The sequence below is a fragment of the Peribacillus alkalitolerans genome (genome assembly GCF_010882125.1).
GTDB lineage: Bacteria > Bacillota > Bacilli > Bacillales > DSM-1321 > Bacillus_BN > Bacillus_BN alkalitolerans.
In genome coordinates this window covers 1-16,340 of sequence record NZ_JAAGVZ010000013.1, presented here as the reverse complement: position 1 = coordinate 16,340, position 16,340 = coordinate 1, and the positions used below count along the sequence as shown (strand labels likewise).

Genomic DNA, 16,340 nt, shown 5'->3' with positions numbered 1-16,340 from the left:
TATGGGGAGGTGAAAACATGGGACTTTTCATTAATCGTAATTTAGACGTTTATAAATTCTCAGGAGAGATAAAAACATCTAATCAAATGGAAGACAGAAAGAATTATTTGCAAGAGTTACTGAAAGAACAAGAATTATTCAATCATTCTGTCCAAGACATCATGCAAACTTTTTCGCGTTCCTTTGACAAAATTGAGCAAGAACAAACTACTAATTGGAATGATATTTCAAACCAATTGATTGATTTAAAGCAGAGTGGGAAATCACAAAATGAATTTGCCGAAATGATGATCACTTGGATGAAAGCAATAGATGAAAAAACAGAGGCATTGAAAGAACTAGTCGCTAAGGAAGAAAGCATGAAGCAAGCAATGATTGAGCAGCTTAAGGTACAGAGTCAAGCAACTCTTGAAATTGCTGAGAAGTTCGATGAAGTACAGGTAGAGCATAGAGAACTAAATGAACAGCAAAAGGAAATGACGGCAAAGCTGGATCAACAGGAAATTCGGACAAAAGAAGTACTTGAAAGGTTGGATCAACAAGAAGTTAGCACAAAAGAAGTACTAGTAAGGTTAGATCAACAAGAAGTTGGCACAAAAGAAGTACTAGTAAGGCTAGGTCAATCAGAAGTTGGCACAAAAGAAGTACTGGTAAGGCTAGATCAACAAGAAGCATTGGTCCAACGTATAATGATGCAATTGAATGATTTCCGATCTATTCTTTTTGAAAGAACGAATCATCTAGTTGAAAAGATTGAAAGTGGGTATGAATTAACCTCCTCATATATTTATAAGCTTATGACAGGAAGTGATCAGCCACTGACGTTTTATATGAAGAGGGAAAAAAAGTTAGAAAATTCGTCGATTGGAGAGCATTAGAGATGGCAGAAGCGTAGTTAAACTCATACTTTCCTTTGTGGATCATTCTCTGTTACCAATTTTTCTAAGTAAAGGTGCAGCAAAAAAAGTAAGAGGAGCATAAATCTCCTCTTACCTTTCTTAACATTATGATCGTTGTAAAACATTTACTTCACTTACCCAACCAAATGTGTCTTCCAATTTACCGGTTTGGAGTCCAGTTAGTGTCTCAAACAACTTTCTTGATAATTTTCCTGTCTCACCATTGTTTATGATCATATCGTGGTCTTGCCAATGGAAACTTCCGATTGGAGAAATGACTGCCGCTGTCCCAGTTCCAAATGCTTCTTCAAGCAATCCATTTGAATAGGCTTCCTTGATTTCTTCCATTGAAATCTTTTTCTCTGTAACAGGAATTCCCCAATGTTCTAATAAATCGATGATGGAAGATCGTGTGACTCCCGCCAAAATGCTACCGTTAAGTGCAGGAGTGATGATTTCTCCATTAATTTTGAAGAATACATTCATACTTCCCACTTCTTCAATATACTTCTTCTCCAGACCATCTAACCATAGGACTTGTGCACATCCTTTTTTTGTTGCAACTTCCTGGGCCTTTAAGCTTGCAGAATAATTCCCACCTGTTTTAGCAGTCCCTGTCCCACCCTTTACTGATCGGACAAACTCTTCTTCCACTGCAATTTTTACCGGATTAATGCCTTCTTTATAGTAAGCACCTACTGGGGACAAAATGATAATGAACTGGTAATGTTTCGAAGGTGAAACTCCTAAAAACGGCTCGGTTGCAATAATGAATGGACGTATGTAAAGAGAAGTACCCTCAGCCGTAGGAATCCATTCCTTTTCTAAATCAATCAGCTTTTTTAAAGCAAAGAGGGCAAATTCCTCATCAATTGCCGGAATACATAATCTTTCATTAGATAAATTCAACCGCTTCATGTTTTGTTCTGGTCTAAATAACAAAACTCTTCCTTCTTTATTCCGATATGCTTTTAGGCCTTCAAATACAGTCTGCCCATAATGGAATGCCATTGAAGACGGTTCTAATGTTATCGGTTGATAAGGAACGATCCGTGGATCATGCCAACCAATTCCTTCAGTATAATCCATCATAAACATATGGTCTGTGAATGTTCTACCGAAGACCAGGTTTTCATGAGAAGGTTTTGGTTTTTTTGTAGGATTTTCAGTTATTAAGATCGAATGGTCATACATAGACATGGCTCCTTGTTCCCTATACTTTTAAAGGGTGATGTTGTAAAGTGGTAATGAATTAGAGTTATTTTACTCCTATAACAAGAAGGTATCAAGTATATTTACAAAAAATTCAAAATATTTTTTTGAATTTTTCTCAATTATAAAACTCATCAATCCATTGATCCAATCTGCCTAAACTAGAAGCGGCCCTTTCGTTGGATATTTTTCTATAATGATGTTTTCCTCCCTCTTCTTCATCTTTTTCATCCGCTAATTTAACAATTTGTTGTAAAGGAGTCCTTTTAATATCATTTGATGGTAAAAATGAATTTGTATGAAACAGGATTGCTAAAGAGATGGTTCTTGCCTTTACTGGATTTTCACCAAGCCTTATCAATAACTTATGGGCTCTCTCTGCTCCCTTTATTGGGTGAATATCATTTTTCTTGTATAGCTCATAATCCCATTTCCCGTTTTTATACCATGTGAAATGGCCGATATCATGAAGTAGACCTGCCTTTGCTGCACAATCTACGTCTATTCCATGTCGTTTGGCAAGCTTAAATGCATGATATGATACAGCAATGGCGTGCGCTAGCCCAGAACGATTTAAGTATTTTTGGGCGATATGATGATTGATTATTTGTTGTAAAGTCACATCTCTCATAGCTTGCCTCCTTAAGAATATTGTTTTTTAGTGTAACATTTTATGTCTGATATTCTCAATTATTTTTTACAAAGTAGATTCACTCTTTTTGAGTCTCTGTTTATTAAATCTGTTTTAGGGAAAACAAGATTAAAAATGGAGTGCGAGCCATTGAGTGATAAAAAGCTAAAACCTATCCAAAATAGTTTTACTCTACGCCAATATTACTTCCCAGAACAAATCGTTGAGTCCTTTATAAAAGAAGGAGAGAATTCCCAAAACAAGACGATTCTTGCGCAGTTTATCCTATCATTAATGGCAGGCTCGTTTATTGCTATTGGAGCTTTGGCTTCAGTCCTATTATCTTTAGAAGTAAAAACAGCTGGATACTTTAATGTATTGGCTGGAATTGGATTTGGCTCTGGTTACGCCATGATTTTTTTATCTGGGTCGATTTTGTTTACTGAAATAAACGTTCTTTTGCCTAGCTATATCCTCCACAATAAATTTAGGTTAACAAAACAAATCTTACAATTCTGGGCTGTTTGTTATATAGGGAATTTCCTTGGGGCATTATTTGTAGGTTTTCTCGTAAACCTATCAGGATCATTGGATGCTTCCTTTTACAAAAGCCTCTTGTATTTCATGGAAAAGAAAACACAATTTTATAATCGAGGAACTTGGGGATGGGTGCAGGAATTATTCTCAGGAATCCTTGCAAATTGGTTAATTGGCATTGCAGCAGTTCTAGCAACTGCAGCCCGTGATGTAGCTGGTAAAATACTTGGAATCTTCCTGCCCGTCATCATATTTGAAGCTGGGAATTTCCAGCACGCAGTGGCCAATATGGGGTATTTCAGTATTTCAGTGCTTGAAGGATTTGAATTCAGTTGGTATGAATTCATCTTCCGTAATATGATTCCTGCTTCTATTGGTAATTTGATTGGAGGGGGTATATTAGTATCCTTATTGTTATCCTTTGCTTTTAAAGAAAATATTGATGATGAATTATTGGAGAAGGATTAGATAGTATCGGAATTGTTTTGCCATTCTAAATAAAGAATACGAATGAACTGAGGACCTAGTTCATTCGTATTCTTTTTACTGTAAAATATTAAATTGATACCCGATTCTTTGATTCGAGTAATTCGGGAATTTCCATTAAATCATGAATCCAATAATCCGCTTCTGCGTATTCCCACAACCCATTGATTTTCCAAGCAGTTTTCATCCCTGCACTTTTTGCTGCGAAAATGTCATGAAGTGGGTGATCTCCTACATATAAACATTCTTCAGCAGATACATTCATTTCCTTCAATGCCCATTCAAAGATGGCAAGGTCAGGCTTTTTCATACCAACCGCCTCCGAGATGACAATCGTTTCTATATCATTTTCTATTCCTAAAGCACGTATGGAGCTTTTTTGAAACTGCTCCCTCCCGTTAGTAATGATGCCTACACGAATTGAATTCTTTTTCAATTGTTCGATCATAGGTTGTAAATGCGAAAAAGCGATACAATGGTTTTTGAACTCCGCTATGTAGTCAGTTAGTAAAAATTCAACAGAAACATTTATCTCGAATTTTTTGATCATTTCAGCATAAACCACGTCTTTCCACACTAAACCATTGCAATCCAATTCCAAGAAGGTTTTTATGTATTCCGTTTTTGACACATAGGGAAACAAGGTATGTAGTCTTTCATACTGATTTTTTATGAAACTCATGATTGAAAGCTCTCTATCTAATAATGTCCCATCTAAATCGAATAGTACGGTTGTAATTTTTTCCACTGTCATCATCCATTTCCACTGATAAATCATTAACAAAAAATGAAAATTTTCCCAAAAATTATCCCAATACGTTTATAATATTAATAAAAACATAATATGGAGGTGTTCATAAATTGGAGAAGCCTGTACTTAAAATACCTAAAACCAAAATCGAAATGCTGTTTGATGGTCTTGGCATCATCGCATTTCTTGGAAGTGCTGTTTATGTTGCCCAACATTGGATGGGATTCCCTGACATAATCCCGACGCATTTTGGCGCGAATGGAAAACCAGATGATTGGGGCTCAAAACATACCATTTGGATCCTGACAGCTATTGGCATGCTAATTTGGGTTGGGTTGAGTATACTCGAACGATTTCCGCACACCTATAACTATATGAATCTTACACCTGAAAATATTGAGAATCAATATAAAATTGGAAGACTTTTAGTAAATTCATTAAAAAATGGGATGATTTTTTTATTCTCATATATTCAATGGAAAATCATTCAAGTAATTGAAGGATCGGCCGTTGGATTAGGTAGCTGGTTTTTGCCGATACTATTGTTAATCACTTTTGGAACTGTTTTTGGTTTTATTGTGTATTCCATTAAAAAGAAATAAAAAAGGGTGACTCGAATGACCGTTATTACCGGTTCGAGTCGCCCTTTTTTAATAAAACTACTATACATCTTTGGTTACAGTTGGAACTTGATTTTTATCTTTTAATCTTTTAATTACAGAAATTACTATCATTCCGAGTATCGATAGTAATAAATAATATAAAACTGCATATTCCACATAATGGTAGGATAAGGTGGCCGTAACATCATATAACGAGTGAACAATCACACAAGTCCACAAGCTTCTAGACCATAATAAAAGTAAGGCGAACAATAATCCCATATTTGAATATGTGACGACGGTCCCGATGGTAATTTGCCAGTCTGTTTCACTGGAGAGGGCGTGCCCCATTCCAAATAATATCGAGGTCATAAACACTGATGTAAGCAAGAATCGATCCCTTTTGCCACTATTCCATTGGATTGGGAAGAAAAATTTGCACAATAAAAGAATAAAAATAATATAAGATAGCCTCCATACTTCCTCTAAACCTGCTAAAAGGTCTGTATATAAGTCATACCCAATTAAATCGATTGTATCGAATATGGAAGCAGATTCTGCACCAGGATATTTTTCCAATCCTGAATCCTCCATAATAGAAATGGAGTCTGAATAGCTCTCCACATAGTCTATATAACTATTATTGAAGTCTTTGAATAAATTAGAGGTATACAGATCTGATAGAATGCTACCTGTAATAAAAATCGATGATACCATAAAAAAAAGAAATAATTTCTCAGAAAAAGATGATTTATTTCCCTCCAAATTTAGTCTATCATTCAGTTTAATTCCAATAAAAAAAGCTACGATCATTATTGCATCATAAATTGTACTGAAGAAATAACTATACCGATTTAAATATAATGTAATCTCCGCCCCGATGGTAATTAGGAACATGCCAAGAAAAAGTTTGGGAGAGATTGGCTTTGTCAAATGATCTGTTAACATAGGAAATACCGTCTATTCATATAAATTTTGGATGTGCATTTCTAAATCATTTTCATATTTCTTTGGCCATGTTGTTTCAATTTCAATTGTATAACGGTCCCACTCTTTTTGGAGATTATGTAGTGTTTTACCATATACCGCTTCCATATTGAGTTCGGCAGTATGATGATTGAATAACTGGAGATATTTTTTAGGTCCATAATGCTCTATTAAGTAGAGACTAAATGATGCGATTTTCCAATATGATGCTTGATTCTTTGTGTAAATCTCCCTGTCTTCATTCCCACGGATTATGGCATAAAAAAACCAATCTTTTGTCATAAGTTCATTGAATTCAGGAGTTTTAAAATGCTTTTTATGTATAATCCACATATCATGAGCTGTGTATTGAATGCCTTCATTAGGCAAATAATGAAGATAGTTTCCTAGACCAATCGTAGTAAAAGGTCGCATCTTGATTTTAGGATACAAACTATAAATCATCATTTCATGGAAATTCCAGTCTTCTAAATACATTTGGTCTGGATCATATAAATACATAGAAACATAACTTGGCGGTACATACTGTACTGCTTTACTGCTATTCAGGACTATAGTAGCCTTTTCTTTCGGTGCAATAGAAGACTTCATCGCCCCTAAAACGTCTTCTGTCGCGGTTTTGATGTACTTTTCGATTTCATCCAAAAGAGCATCATCGTAATTACCGTCATTTTGGATGACGATGGTCACATTTTTTATTTTGATATATCTATTTTCTTCGCTTGTATTTTCATTTACTAACTTGATCGAGACAAATCCAAGTAGGTTTATACAAACTAGAAAAAATAAGCAAGCCACTGCCCACTTTAATGCACGTTTTTTCATATTACACTCCCTTCATAATAGTTTATGAGAAATTCCTATCATGACATATGATATACATTATTCAACATTTTTCGAAATTGAGCAATTCATTTTCTAATTAATGGCTCTGCTAAACTAGCCTGTTGATTGCAGCGTGATGCAAATCCTGTCCGCGGTCGCTCCGGGGGCCTCTTCGGTTTGCGAGACTTTGGGGTCTCCCATGACCCGCTTTTCCTCCAGGAAATTGCAACAACTCCTCGAATAAACACCGCAATAAGGAAATGCGAATGCATTTGCGTGGATCTCGAGCCTTCCGTCCCAATCAACATAGTGCCAAATCATATTCAACATTAACATAGTCGATTAAATAAAAACCAAAACACCTTTATGGGTTAACTAGTAGAGTAGCGATCTCATCTTGGATGATTGTGACTTTTTCTTCATCTTTGACGTTATTGATAAGGATTGAAAATACGTACTTTTCCCCATTGGAGTTATCTGCATAACCTGAAAGTGCCGATACTGAAGTAATGGTCCCCGTTTTTGCCTTCACATTTCCTTTTGCAGGTTCAGCCTTCATTCTTTTTCGTAATGTGCCGCCTATCATCCTTTCAGGATTTCCAGAGACAGGAAGAGAATTTTCAAAACTAGGAAACCAAGATTCATTTTGAATAGATACCAAAAATTGTGATAATGTATTTGCTGTTACAAGATTCACATGTGAAATTCCAGACCCATCACGAATTAATCGTTTTTCAGGATCGACTCCAAAACTTTTAAGTGTTTCTTCTAATACTTCAATCCCTTTTCCCAGCTGCCCTCACCTTTTTGAATTTTTCCCATTTCCTTGACAAGAACCTCTGCAAGTCCATTATTGCTTAACTTCATCATTGGTACTAAAATTTCTGACAAAGGCATCGATTGTTGTTTTGATAATAAAGTTGCATTAGAAGGAGTTGACCTATAGCTTGTATCTCCAATAAAAAGAAGGCCTTGTTCAAGAAGTGCTTTCTTAAATTGATCGATGACAAGCTCTGTTGGTTCGGTAACCGCAATCCATGATCTTGAAGGGGATGATTTAACAGGTATTTTCCCCTTTATTTTTATAGAATTCGAATCATGGTCTCTATTAATATCAATCTCTTTTTTCTCACCTTTTTTTACAGTTTCGGTTTCATTCTTTATAGATACAAGATTAGTTAATGGAGTTATTTTAATACTGGCAGGCTTCCCTATACTAGTCGAAGGTTTAAGATCCACCATGATTGTACCGGTATCATAATCTTTATTTGGAGACATCGTTAATGCTGATACCGCCGCACCATAATATTCTCCTTCATCGCTCCATGAAAGGTCTTTTGAATAACGCTCAGAATCATACCATGTGTCATCCCCTATTAAATTACCTTTTATGATGGACACACCCTGCTTTTTCAATTGGGTAACTAGTTCTGCTATATCTTCTTTCAGTAAGGTTGGATCTCCTTTTCCTTTTACGTATAAATCTCCTTGTAAAACATTACCTATTATTTTACCATCCGTCCAAACTTCTGTTGAAAATTTATAATCCTCTCCTAATACTTCAAGCGCTGCTGCTGCAGTATATAATTTCAGGTTGGATGCCGGCCTTAAATTGACATCTCCCAGTTTCGAGTAAACTAAATCACCTGTACTGGCAGATCTTATACTGACAGAAGTCAATGCACCTTCAAGGATTGGATTCTTCAATACATTTTCAATTTTCTCATTTAATGGATCCTTGACAGGCTCTGCTTCAACTTGTATTTCTTGTTTTCCAATAGTCGTAGGTTTGACGGTAATGAAAAGTAGTAACACCATCGCCATGCTCCAAAGTATTTTCTTTTCCATGTACCGCCCACCCTTTTATAGTTATTGGTATGTTTTTCGGGATATCTCTATCAATATCCTTCTTCGATAAAAAATAATAGAGAACAGCAAAAGACCTATTATCGATAAGTGATAATAGGCCCTATTATTACATTTTTTTACTGTCGGGAATCCAAAGCCAGATGCATAATCATCCCCTGTAGCTGCCCTGTTTCTCCATTAATATCATTACTCTTTGCTCTATTTTGTAATTCTGCACGAACTTGAGCAGAACTCAATGATTTATTTGCAGACCAAATTTTTGCAGCAAGTCCAGAAATATGAGGAGAGGCCATCGAGTTCCGCTTATGGTGTTATAGCCTCCATTCATCCAGGTGGATTCAATGGCTGCACCTGGCGCTAATACCTCAACGTCTTTTTCTTGAATGTAATAGTCCCCATCTGTTAATGGATTACCTCTAGATGAAAAGTTTGCTACTCTATACGTCCCATTTTCCTGGACGTTTTCTAATGCGGCTACTGCGATTACATTTGTAAGTGCGCCTGGATAACCAATTGTATTAGAAGAAGACCTGGTATTACCTAAGAAAAATACAGGGTCAAATGGCCCTGTATTTTAGGAAAAATTATCTAATTACGCTAAATTTTACCTTCATCCTTTAATCGGAATGCTTTTTTCAAGGATTCTAATATAGTAGATAAAGATAGAATACTTATGGCAAAAAAGAAGATAGGTGTTAACGGAATCCATGGGTATGCTCTTAAATATCGATAAGAATCACCAATGATACCAGACCATTCCATGGAAATAGATTTTGGTGGCTGACCTGATTCATAATCTATAAAGGTTCCTCCAAAAAATAATTTAAGGGTTCCCAAATGTGCTAGGATAATTAATGCCTGAATAAATTGTTGAATAAATAATAAAAATATTTTATCTGTCATATTAGGTAAAATGTGCTTCCAAAAAATATGCCATTTAGACCCACCTAATATAAGGGCACTCTCTATGTATTCCTGACTCCACAGTTTCTTCATCTGACTAGTAAACTGTAAACTTAAAGTCGGTACGGCTAAAAAGGATAAGACTAATATTTCAAATAAAGCTCGCTCCCAAAAAGGATGCTCGAATCCAGTCCTTTTCATCCACAAAACGTTGAACAAAATAAAAAATGCTATCAAAGTTTGAGGGACAATAGAAAAAGGTTCCGAAATCCATCTCATGAAGGGCATTGCTCTAGGTATATAGGAAGAAACAGTAGATCCGATGAGAAAACTCATTGCAACGCGCAATATTGCTATTATTAATCCAACAGAAAGTGTATACTTTGCCCCTACTATTACCGTCTGAAGCATATCATATCCTAATATATCAGTACCAAATGGCAACTTTTCTAATGGTGAATAAGGTGGTACTGATAACACTTCCGCTTTCTCGTTCATTTCCAAAAGTGTAAGTTTGATTTTATTGTCAAAAAAAACACCATAACCAATACTCCATAGAAAAAGCCCTACAAAGAATATGGTACTAATCATAAACTTCCAATCTTTTAAAAGATAAGATTTCATTCTCTTTCTCCTTTCATAATCTGAGGAGTAATGAGCTCGTACAGTTTATACGCAATAAAAAATGGAACAAAAATTGATAATGCAACGATGACAAATAATTCTGGCGCTTCAAAAGTAAGAATAAACATGGCAACACCTTGGATATTAAACAAATATTCCACGACCACCATAGAAGATAACAAAATCCAAATAAGCGTTTTCGAATTAATCCATATTTCGTCAATAATATTTCTTGTGATGTGTTTTACTAGAATAGAAAGATGTGTTGTGCCAGTACTTTGTGCTAATAAGACATAATTTTTCTCAAATTCGTTTTTGATAGAAAGTAAAATAATTTTTATGAAATAAAAGCTTGCTGGAATACTAAGTGAAATTAATGGTAAAACAATACTCCTCTCAGACCCCATGGATATGACTTGAGTAAGCTTTACACCATAGTTTTTATAAATTAAAATGACTCCCAGTTGTAAACCAGAAATAATCAATATATCTGGAATGGATTCGAAAATTACTAATTTCCTTAAAAATGAATCTACCTTTCTAAAGAAGAATGTATAGCAAATAATAACTACGAAAATAGAAAATAGTAATCCAATCAAGAGTGAAGATCCTATAAAAATCGCTGTTTCTTTATATTTCACCCAAAAGATAGGAAATAATTCAGTATGTTCCCAGTATGTTGCATTATCAAAGAATATTAGTTTCATTGTTAATAATTTTGTGTATTGAAGGTATTCTTTTACGTGGAATCCAAGACTATCAAATAAAATGGGTAATCCGGTAACTAATATTATGATTGCAATCCCAACCAAAAATTGAAGAATGATTGAGGTTATTTTTAATCCGATAGGATAAATTTTCCGCATTCGTTCACCCGCTTATGTAAAATAATGGTTATAATTATCATAAGTATAAATTATACCTTACAATTGTTGCAATTTTCTATATAAACTTTTAATTTATTTACTGAACTTTGAAAGATACTTATGTAGATGTAGTAAGCACTCGAGCGCATTATCTTTATGGGGATGGTATTTTGTCGAATAATCGATATATTATGATTTTCGATTTTATTTTGGCCATATCGATTTTATTTTCCCTGGTTTCGAAGTTATTTTTTCAGTTTCGATTTTAAATCTTTCAGTTTCGAAAATTAACGTTTCCCTAACCTAAAAATCTACTAATCAACATAAAGGATTTTAGCTGTTTATGTAGAAATTAACATTAAAATCTAGATTGGAGTGATAAAATGATCATAAAAGACTTAAACGGCATGAATTTCAACTTAAAAAGTGGTTCACATTAAAAGGCTTTCCCCACATTCCCATCTATTCCTTAGTCCTCATTAGTAATCCAAGAACATTCATTCGTACTTCCCCTGATAACCATTCCATAGCAGAAAAAGTCATTCATCGCGATTTATTACCCTCCAAAATCAAACAATTTGAAAAGTCCAACCCTATTCCCATCATTTCAGAAAAAGAAATAAAGAAGATTATTCGCCTACTCACGAAACACAATATTGAAGGTGAAACCTCCATTCTCGAACAATACCAAATTAACCATAGAGACATTTTAAAAGGTATCTATTGTCCTGAATGTAGCTATCTTCCTCTCATTAGGCAACATGGAGTTTGGTTTTGTCCAAAGTGTAAGGGTTCGCTCACTTACAGCCTTAAATGATTACATGCTTTTGATTGGTAACACCATCACGAACATCCAAGCAAGAGAGTACTTGGTACTTGAATCACCGTCTTCAGCTACTAGGCTTCTATCTTCTCTAAATCTCCCATTTTCAGGGACTAAAAAAGGTAGAGTATATAGTTTAAACCTTAATGAGCAATATGATTGATGCAGAAGTGGCTGGACAAACAACACCATAGTACTTCTTTAGCATAAAAAAAGAAGCCTCCAACTAATGAGGCTTCTGCTAATTGATTATTTATTTGTAAAAGTATCAGTCAAGATAGGCACGATTTGTTTCTTACGAGATACTACTCCTGGTAATACAGCTTTATTGCCATCTAGTTTTACGTTATATGCTTTTTCAACTGCCCAAGTTTCTTTGCCTAGTGCTAGGACGGTTGAGTCGCTATTTAGGATGTCAGTCACAGCTAATACGAAAAGATCCAATCCTTTTGATTCAATAACTTCGTTGATTGCAGATTCAAGCTCAGCTTGTCTAGCCATTACTTCTGATACATCAATCGCATTGACTTGTGCAATTTCAACTTTGCTATTTCCCATTGGGAATTCTTTTGAATCAATCGCAATCAATTGATCAGCTGTTTTGTCTCCTAGGCTAGCTCCTGCTTTTAGCATTTCCAAACCGTATTCATCAGCATTCACACCTGCAATCGAAGCTAATTCCTGAGCAGCTTTTACATCTTCTTCTGTACATGTCGGAGATTTGAATAGAAGGGAATCTGAAATAATGGCAGAAAGCATTAATCCAGCCACTCCACTAGAAATCTCGACATTATTTTCCTTGTACATTTTGTTTAGAATCGTCGCTGTACAACCTACCGGTTCAACGCGGAAATATAATGGATCGCTTGTTTCAAAGTTTGCTACGCGGTGGTGATCAATTACTTCAATAATCTTCACTTGATCAATATCATCCGCACTTTGTTGACGTTCATTATGGTCTACAAGAATTACTTGTTTCGCTTCGCTTGCCACTGCTTCCACTAAGCGTGGAACCTCAGCTTTAAATGTATCCAAAGCGAATTGAGTTTCTGCACTTACCTCTCCTAAACGGATTGGCTCTGCATCCATCCCTAATTTATTTTTTAAGTCTGCGTAAGCTATAGCAGAACAGATTGAATCTGTGTCTGGTTTTTTATGACCAAAAACTAAAACCTTTTCCATGAATTTTCGCTCCTTTACCTTATGTAAACTTGGTTTATTGCATACCTAATATCATACAATTTTTTTACTCAATTGTTAATATGTAAGTTCTTTCTCTAATTTCCCTAATGCAAGAGCCAATAAATCGGAGGCTGACATACTGGATTCTCCCCCACCTTGCGCAAAGGTATCGTTCCCTCCACCACGTCCGTCAATCTCTGGGAGGAATAAATTGACCCAGGTTTTCATACTGACCGTTACATCACCCGTTCGACCAACTACCACTTGAAGCTTTCCTTCATATTTGGAAACTAGACTGATAACCATGGATTCATTAGTTTTAGATAACATGGTTTTGGCCAATTTTTGAAGATCCTGCATCGTCTTACCTTCAAAGCTTTCTGCAATCATTTTCCAGTTTTCACTACCAAAAGGACTAGCATTATTGATAAATTGTTGTGCCTCGTATTCCATTAACATTACAAGGGTGGCCTGATGTTCCTTATCCAATGACTTTTCTCTTTCTTTTAAACTGTTTACTGCTTCTAGTAACTTTTCCTCTGAAGCATTCAGTACAGGTTTCATTTTTGTGATTGTATCATGTTTGAGTTGTAGCTGATTTAATACTCGTCGTCCACAAACGAAAGTAAGTCTTATTCCATTTTTCTGTTTTTCCCATTCCAGGATTTTAATAGCCTGTACCTGACCAGTGGAATCAGGGTGTGTTCCACCACAGCCATTGTAATCAAAATCAGGAATGATGACTAAACGAATTTCATCCGTGACAGATAATGTCTTCCTAAGCGGGAATGACATTGCCTCTTCTTCCGTAACCCATTTAGTTTCAATGGGTAGGTTTTTTATGATAACTTCATTTATATAAACCTCAACATGACCGGCCTCATGGACATTTAGTTGAGGTATATCTAAATCTATCGTACAAATTTCATTTCCTAAATGGAAGCTAGTCGTCCGGTAACCGTATATTTCCTCAAACGCCGCCGACAAGATATGTTGGCCTGCATGTTGTTGCATATGATCAAACCTTCGATTCCAATCGATAGAGCAACTGACATCTTCAGATATTACTGATAACGGCGAGTGTAAGAAGTGCCTAATTTCTCCTTCTACTTCCTCCACATCTACGACTTCATTGCCTGCTATTTCCCCTATGTCATGAGGCTGGCCACCACCCGTTGGATAAAATGCCGTTTCATTCAAAACGACATACCATTTTCCATTATGATCCTGTGCCTGTTTTTTTATAGAAGTGGAAAAGTTCACTAAATATTGATTTTCATAATATAATCTCTCGGTCACCATCAATTGCCCCTTCAGAATTTATTTACTTATTAAACATATCAAATTCTTAATAGGAAGAAAACTTCACAAAAAATACATTGACAGATATTTATGGAGGATTATACGAATCAACCAATATCAAAAATACTCTTTTGAAAATTGTTGAGGAATCCTCCCAGCTAACAAATTAATCTTCTTAAAAACACCCATTTCCCTTTTCTTACATAAAGTAGGTAAGTAAAGGAGTGATACCATGTATCAAAGACGTCCAAATGTAGGTGTTTACGGCGGTTTTGGTGGTGGAGCTTTCCCTGGCCATGGTGGTGGGAATTTCAACCCGAATCCACACGGCTAGAACCCAGGTCCCTTCAATCCAGTGCACCATGATCAGTTCAATCATTATGGTCCAACTGTCGTTGGAGGTCACGGATATCCCTATGTTGGAGGTTTTGCTGGAGGATTACTGCTAGGAGGCCTTGCAGGTGCAGCAGCAGGTTCAACTTCTACCCCTGCTTATCCTTACCCAATGCCTTATCCATTTCCCTACCCTTATCCGTACCCGCAACAAGGGTATACACCTTATTAATTGAAAATATTTTTTCAACATAATCGAGTAGGAGGCACGTTACCGTGCCGACCTCTCACACCACCGTACGTACCGTTCGGTATACGGCGGTTCGAAAGTTTATGTAATTACTAAAGACAACGATTTTAATCCTAAATTAATCCAGTATTTATTGTTCATGGCTTTATCTAATGTTTTACTATTAGACATTCGCCAATATCCTTTTCTGGTATTGGCGTTTTTCCATGCCTCTTCTTTTGAAATTCCTAATTTCTTTAGGTTTCTGTATTTGGTGCTTACCTTCTTCCATTCTTTCCATCGGCACGCTCTCAACCTACGCCTCGTATGTTTATCACACTTTAAGGCATAACCCTTCATGTCTCCGACTTTAAAATAATTCCCCCATCCTTGGATGAGTTGATTTATCTTTAAGATACGATACTCCATACTTACTCCCCAGTTACGATTGGTCAGCTTCTTTAGCTTATCCTCGAATCTCTTCTTGGTCTTCCTTGGCACAAATACTCTTGTTTTCTTTCCATAGAAACTCACTCCTAAGAATATTCGTGCTATCGGCTTTCCCACCGCACTTTTCTCCCCATTCACCTTGAGCTTCAATTTCTTCTCAATGAAATCTGAGACCCCGTGTTTAACCCTTTCTCCAGCCTTAAGACTTTTCACATAGATGTTTGCATCATCTGCGTATCTGACAAATCGGTGACCTCTCTTTTCAAGTTCTTGATCTAGTTCGTTTAGAATGATATTACTTAATAACGGACTAAGTGGACCACCTTGCGGTGTTCCTTCACGATTTACTGTGACTATACCGTTCTCCATGATTCCAGCTTGAAGGTATCGGCGAATCAGTTTTAGAGTGGGTTTGTCTGAGATGGATTTTGATACAAGAGACATTAATTTGTCATGCTGAACTCGGTCAAAGAACTTTTCTAAATCAATATCTACGACGAAGTTGTAGCCGTCTTCGATATATTTTCTAGCCTGTTCAATCGCTTGATGTGCACTTTTGTTCGGTCTAAAACCGTAGCTATATGGGCTAAATTGCGGTTCAAATATGGGTGTAAGTTTCTGTACTACGGCTTGCTGAAGGATTCTATCCGTGATAGTAGGTATTCCAAGGTTTCTAGTTCCCCCGTTTGGTTTAGGAATTTCCACCCTTCTTACTGGTTGAGGTTTATACTTACCTTCTTTAATCAGTTGGATAATCTGTGCACCATTTTCCTTTAAATATAGGCGAGTAGCTTCTATATCTTTCGCATCGACTCCTGCTGCTCCTTTA

14 protein-coding genes and 2 pseudogenes are annotated in these 16,340 nt (G+C 36.1%); 4 read left to right on the top strand and 12 right to left on the bottom strand.

Translation table 11 applies throughout. The features are described 5' to 3' along the window. Positions 1–17: 17 nt before the first annotated feature. Positions 18–878, top strand: coding sequence for a hypothetical protein (locus tag G3O09_RS15080; protein ID WP_163102323.1), 861 nt, complete (start codon positions 18–20; stop codon positions 876–878). Positions 879–1,004: 126 nt separating this feature from the next. Here G3O09_RS15080 and G3O09_RS15075 read toward each other — a convergent pair whose 3' ends face one another. Together G3O09_RS15075 and G3O09_RS15070 are read right to left on the bottom strand one after the other, a co-directional pair. Next, positions 1,005–2,093 carry a branched-chain amino acid aminotransferase gene (locus G3O09_RS15075; protein WP_163102322.1) on the bottom strand — a complete coding sequence of 363 codons (1,089 nt, stop codon included), beginning with the start codon at positions 2,091–2,093 and terminating at the stop codon, positions 1,005–1,007. A 136-nt stretch (positions 2,094–2,229) separates the two neighbouring features. Then, on the bottom strand, positions 2,230–2,742 hold the full coding sequence (locus G3O09_RS15070) for an HD domain-containing protein (protein WP_163102321.1): 513 nt from the start codon (positions 2,740–2,742) through the stop codon (positions 2,230–2,232). 150 nt (positions 2,743–2,892) lie between these two features. On the opposite strand from G3O09_RS15070, the gene G3O09_RS15065 reads away from it, so the two are divergent. Beyond that, positions 2,893–3,747, top strand: coding sequence for a formate/nitrite transporter family protein (locus G3O09_RS15065; protein WP_163102320.1), 855 nt, complete (start codon positions 2,893–2,895; stop codon positions 3,745–3,747). A gap of 88 nt (positions 3,748–3,835) precedes the next feature. Here G3O09_RS15065 and G3O09_RS15060 read toward each other — a convergent pair whose 3' ends face one another. Further along, a complete protein-coding gene (locus G3O09_RS15060; protein WP_240338449.1) occupies positions 3,836–4,513 on the bottom strand; it encodes an HAD family hydrolase in 678 nt (225 codons plus the stop codon). Positions 4,514–4,626: 113 nt separating this feature from the next. Between G3O09_RS15060 and G3O09_RS15055 the strand changes: the two genes are divergently transcribed. Continuing rightward, entirely contained in the window at positions 4,627–5,118 is a 492-nt protein-coding gene (locus tag G3O09_RS15055) for a DUF1648 domain-containing protein (protein ID WP_163102319.1), read from the top strand. A gap of 60 nt (positions 5,119–5,178) precedes the next feature. Here the strand turns inward: G3O09_RS15055 and G3O09_RS15050 are convergent, their stop codons facing one another. The 8 genes and pseudogenes from G3O09_RS15050 to G3O09_RS15015 form a co-directional block, all read right to left on the bottom strand. After that, the gene (locus G3O09_RS15050) at positions 5,179–6,066 is read right to left on the bottom strand and encodes a CPBP family glutamic-type intramembrane protease (RefSeq protein WP_163102318.1); all 888 of its coding nucleotides are present in this window, start codon (positions 6,064–6,066) and stop codon (positions 5,179–5,181) included. Positions 6,067–6,078: 12 nt separating this feature from the next. Further along, complete coding sequence (locus tag G3O09_RS15045) at positions 6,079–6,930, bottom strand: hypothetical protein (protein ID WP_163102317.1); 852 nt, start codon at positions 6,928–6,930, stop codon at positions 6,079–6,081. 364 nt (positions 6,931–7,294) lie between these two features. Continuing rightward, positions 7,295–8,778: pseudogene (gene dacB, locus G3O09_RS15040) on the bottom strand (D-alanyl-D-alanine carboxypeptidase/D-alanyl-D-alanine endopeptidase). Between the two features lie 135 nt (positions 8,779–8,913). Then, positions 8,914–9,319 (bottom strand): annotated as a pseudogene (locus tag G3O09_RS15035) (S8 family serine peptidase); the annotation flags it as partial. 77 nt (positions 9,320–9,396) lie between these two features. After that, positions 9,397–10,326 carry an ABC transporter permease gene (locus G3O09_RS15030; protein ID WP_163102316.1) on the bottom strand — a complete coding sequence of 310 codons (930 nt, stop codon included), beginning with the start codon at positions 10,324–10,326 and terminating at the stop codon, positions 9,397–9,399. Further along, the gene (locus tag G3O09_RS15025; RefSeq protein ID WP_163102315.1) at positions 10,323–11,192 is read right to left on the bottom strand and encodes an ABC transporter permease subunit; all 870 of its coding nucleotides are present in this window, start codon (positions 11,190–11,192) and stop codon (positions 10,323–10,325) included. Before G3O09_RS15025 ends, G3O09_RS15030 begins: the two co-directional genes overlap by 4 nt. Positions 11,193–12,264: 1,072 nt before the next feature. Next, positions 12,265–13,197, bottom strand: a complete 933-nt coding sequence (locus G3O09_RS15020; protein ID WP_163102314.1) for a manganese-dependent inorganic pyrophosphatase — start codon at positions 13,195–13,197, stop codon at positions 12,265–12,267. A gap of 75 nt (positions 13,198–13,272) precedes the next feature. Further along, positions 13,273–14,499: an alanyl-tRNA editing protein gene (locus G3O09_RS15015; RefSeq protein ID WP_163102313.1), complete on the bottom strand. Its 1,227-nt coding sequence runs from the start codon at positions 14,497–14,499 to the stop codon at positions 13,273–13,275. A 355-nt stretch (positions 14,500–14,854) separates the two neighbouring features. Between G3O09_RS15015 and G3O09_RS15010 the strand changes: the two genes are divergently transcribed. Next, entirely contained in the window at positions 14,855–15,064 is a 210-nt protein-coding gene (locus G3O09_RS15010) for a hypothetical protein (protein WP_163102312.1), read from the top strand. Between the two features lie 99 nt (positions 15,065–15,163). Here the strand turns inward: G3O09_RS15010 and ltrA are convergent. Then, on the bottom strand, positions 15,164–16,340 hold a 1,177-nt coding region (gene ltrA / locus G3O09_RS15005), incomplete at its 5' end, for a group II intron reverse transcriptase/maturase (protein WP_163102311.1).

Bases quoted from the DNA above. Each gene is read 5' to 3' on its own strand.
- G3O09_RS15080 (WP_163102323.1), top strand. From the start codon at position 18: ATGGGACTTTTCATTAATCGTAATTTAGACGTTTATAAATTCTCAGGA.
- G3O09_RS15075 (WP_163102322.1), bottom strand. From the start codon at position 2,093: ATGTATGACCATTCGATCTTAATAACTGAAAATCCTACAAAAAAACCA.
- G3O09_RS15070 (WP_163102321.1), bottom strand. From the start codon at position 2,742: ATGAGAGATGTGACTTTACAACAAATAATCAATCATCATATCGCCCAA.
- G3O09_RS15050 (WP_163102318.1), bottom strand. From the start codon at position 6,066: ATGTTAACAGATCATTTGACAAAGCCAATCTCTCCCAAACTTTTTCTT.
- G3O09_RS15045 (WP_163102317.1), bottom strand. From the start codon at position 6,930: ATGAAAAAACGTGCATTAAAGTGGGCAGTGGCTTGCTTATTTTTTCTA.
- G3O09_RS15030 (WP_163102316.1), bottom strand. From the start codon at position 10,326: ATGAAATCTTATCTTTTAAAAGATTGGAAGTTTATGATTAGTACCATA.
- G3O09_RS15025 (WP_163102315.1), bottom strand. From the start codon at position 11,192: ATGCGGAAAATTTATCCTATCGGATTAAAAATAACCTCAATCATTCTT.
- G3O09_RS15020 (WP_163102314.1), bottom strand. From the start codon at position 13,197: ATGGAAAAGGTTTTAGTTTTTGGTCATAAAAAACCAGACACAGATTCA.
- G3O09_RS15015 (WP_163102313.1), bottom strand. From the start codon at position 14,499: ATGGTGACCGAGAGATTATATTATGAAAATCAATATTTAGTGAACTTT.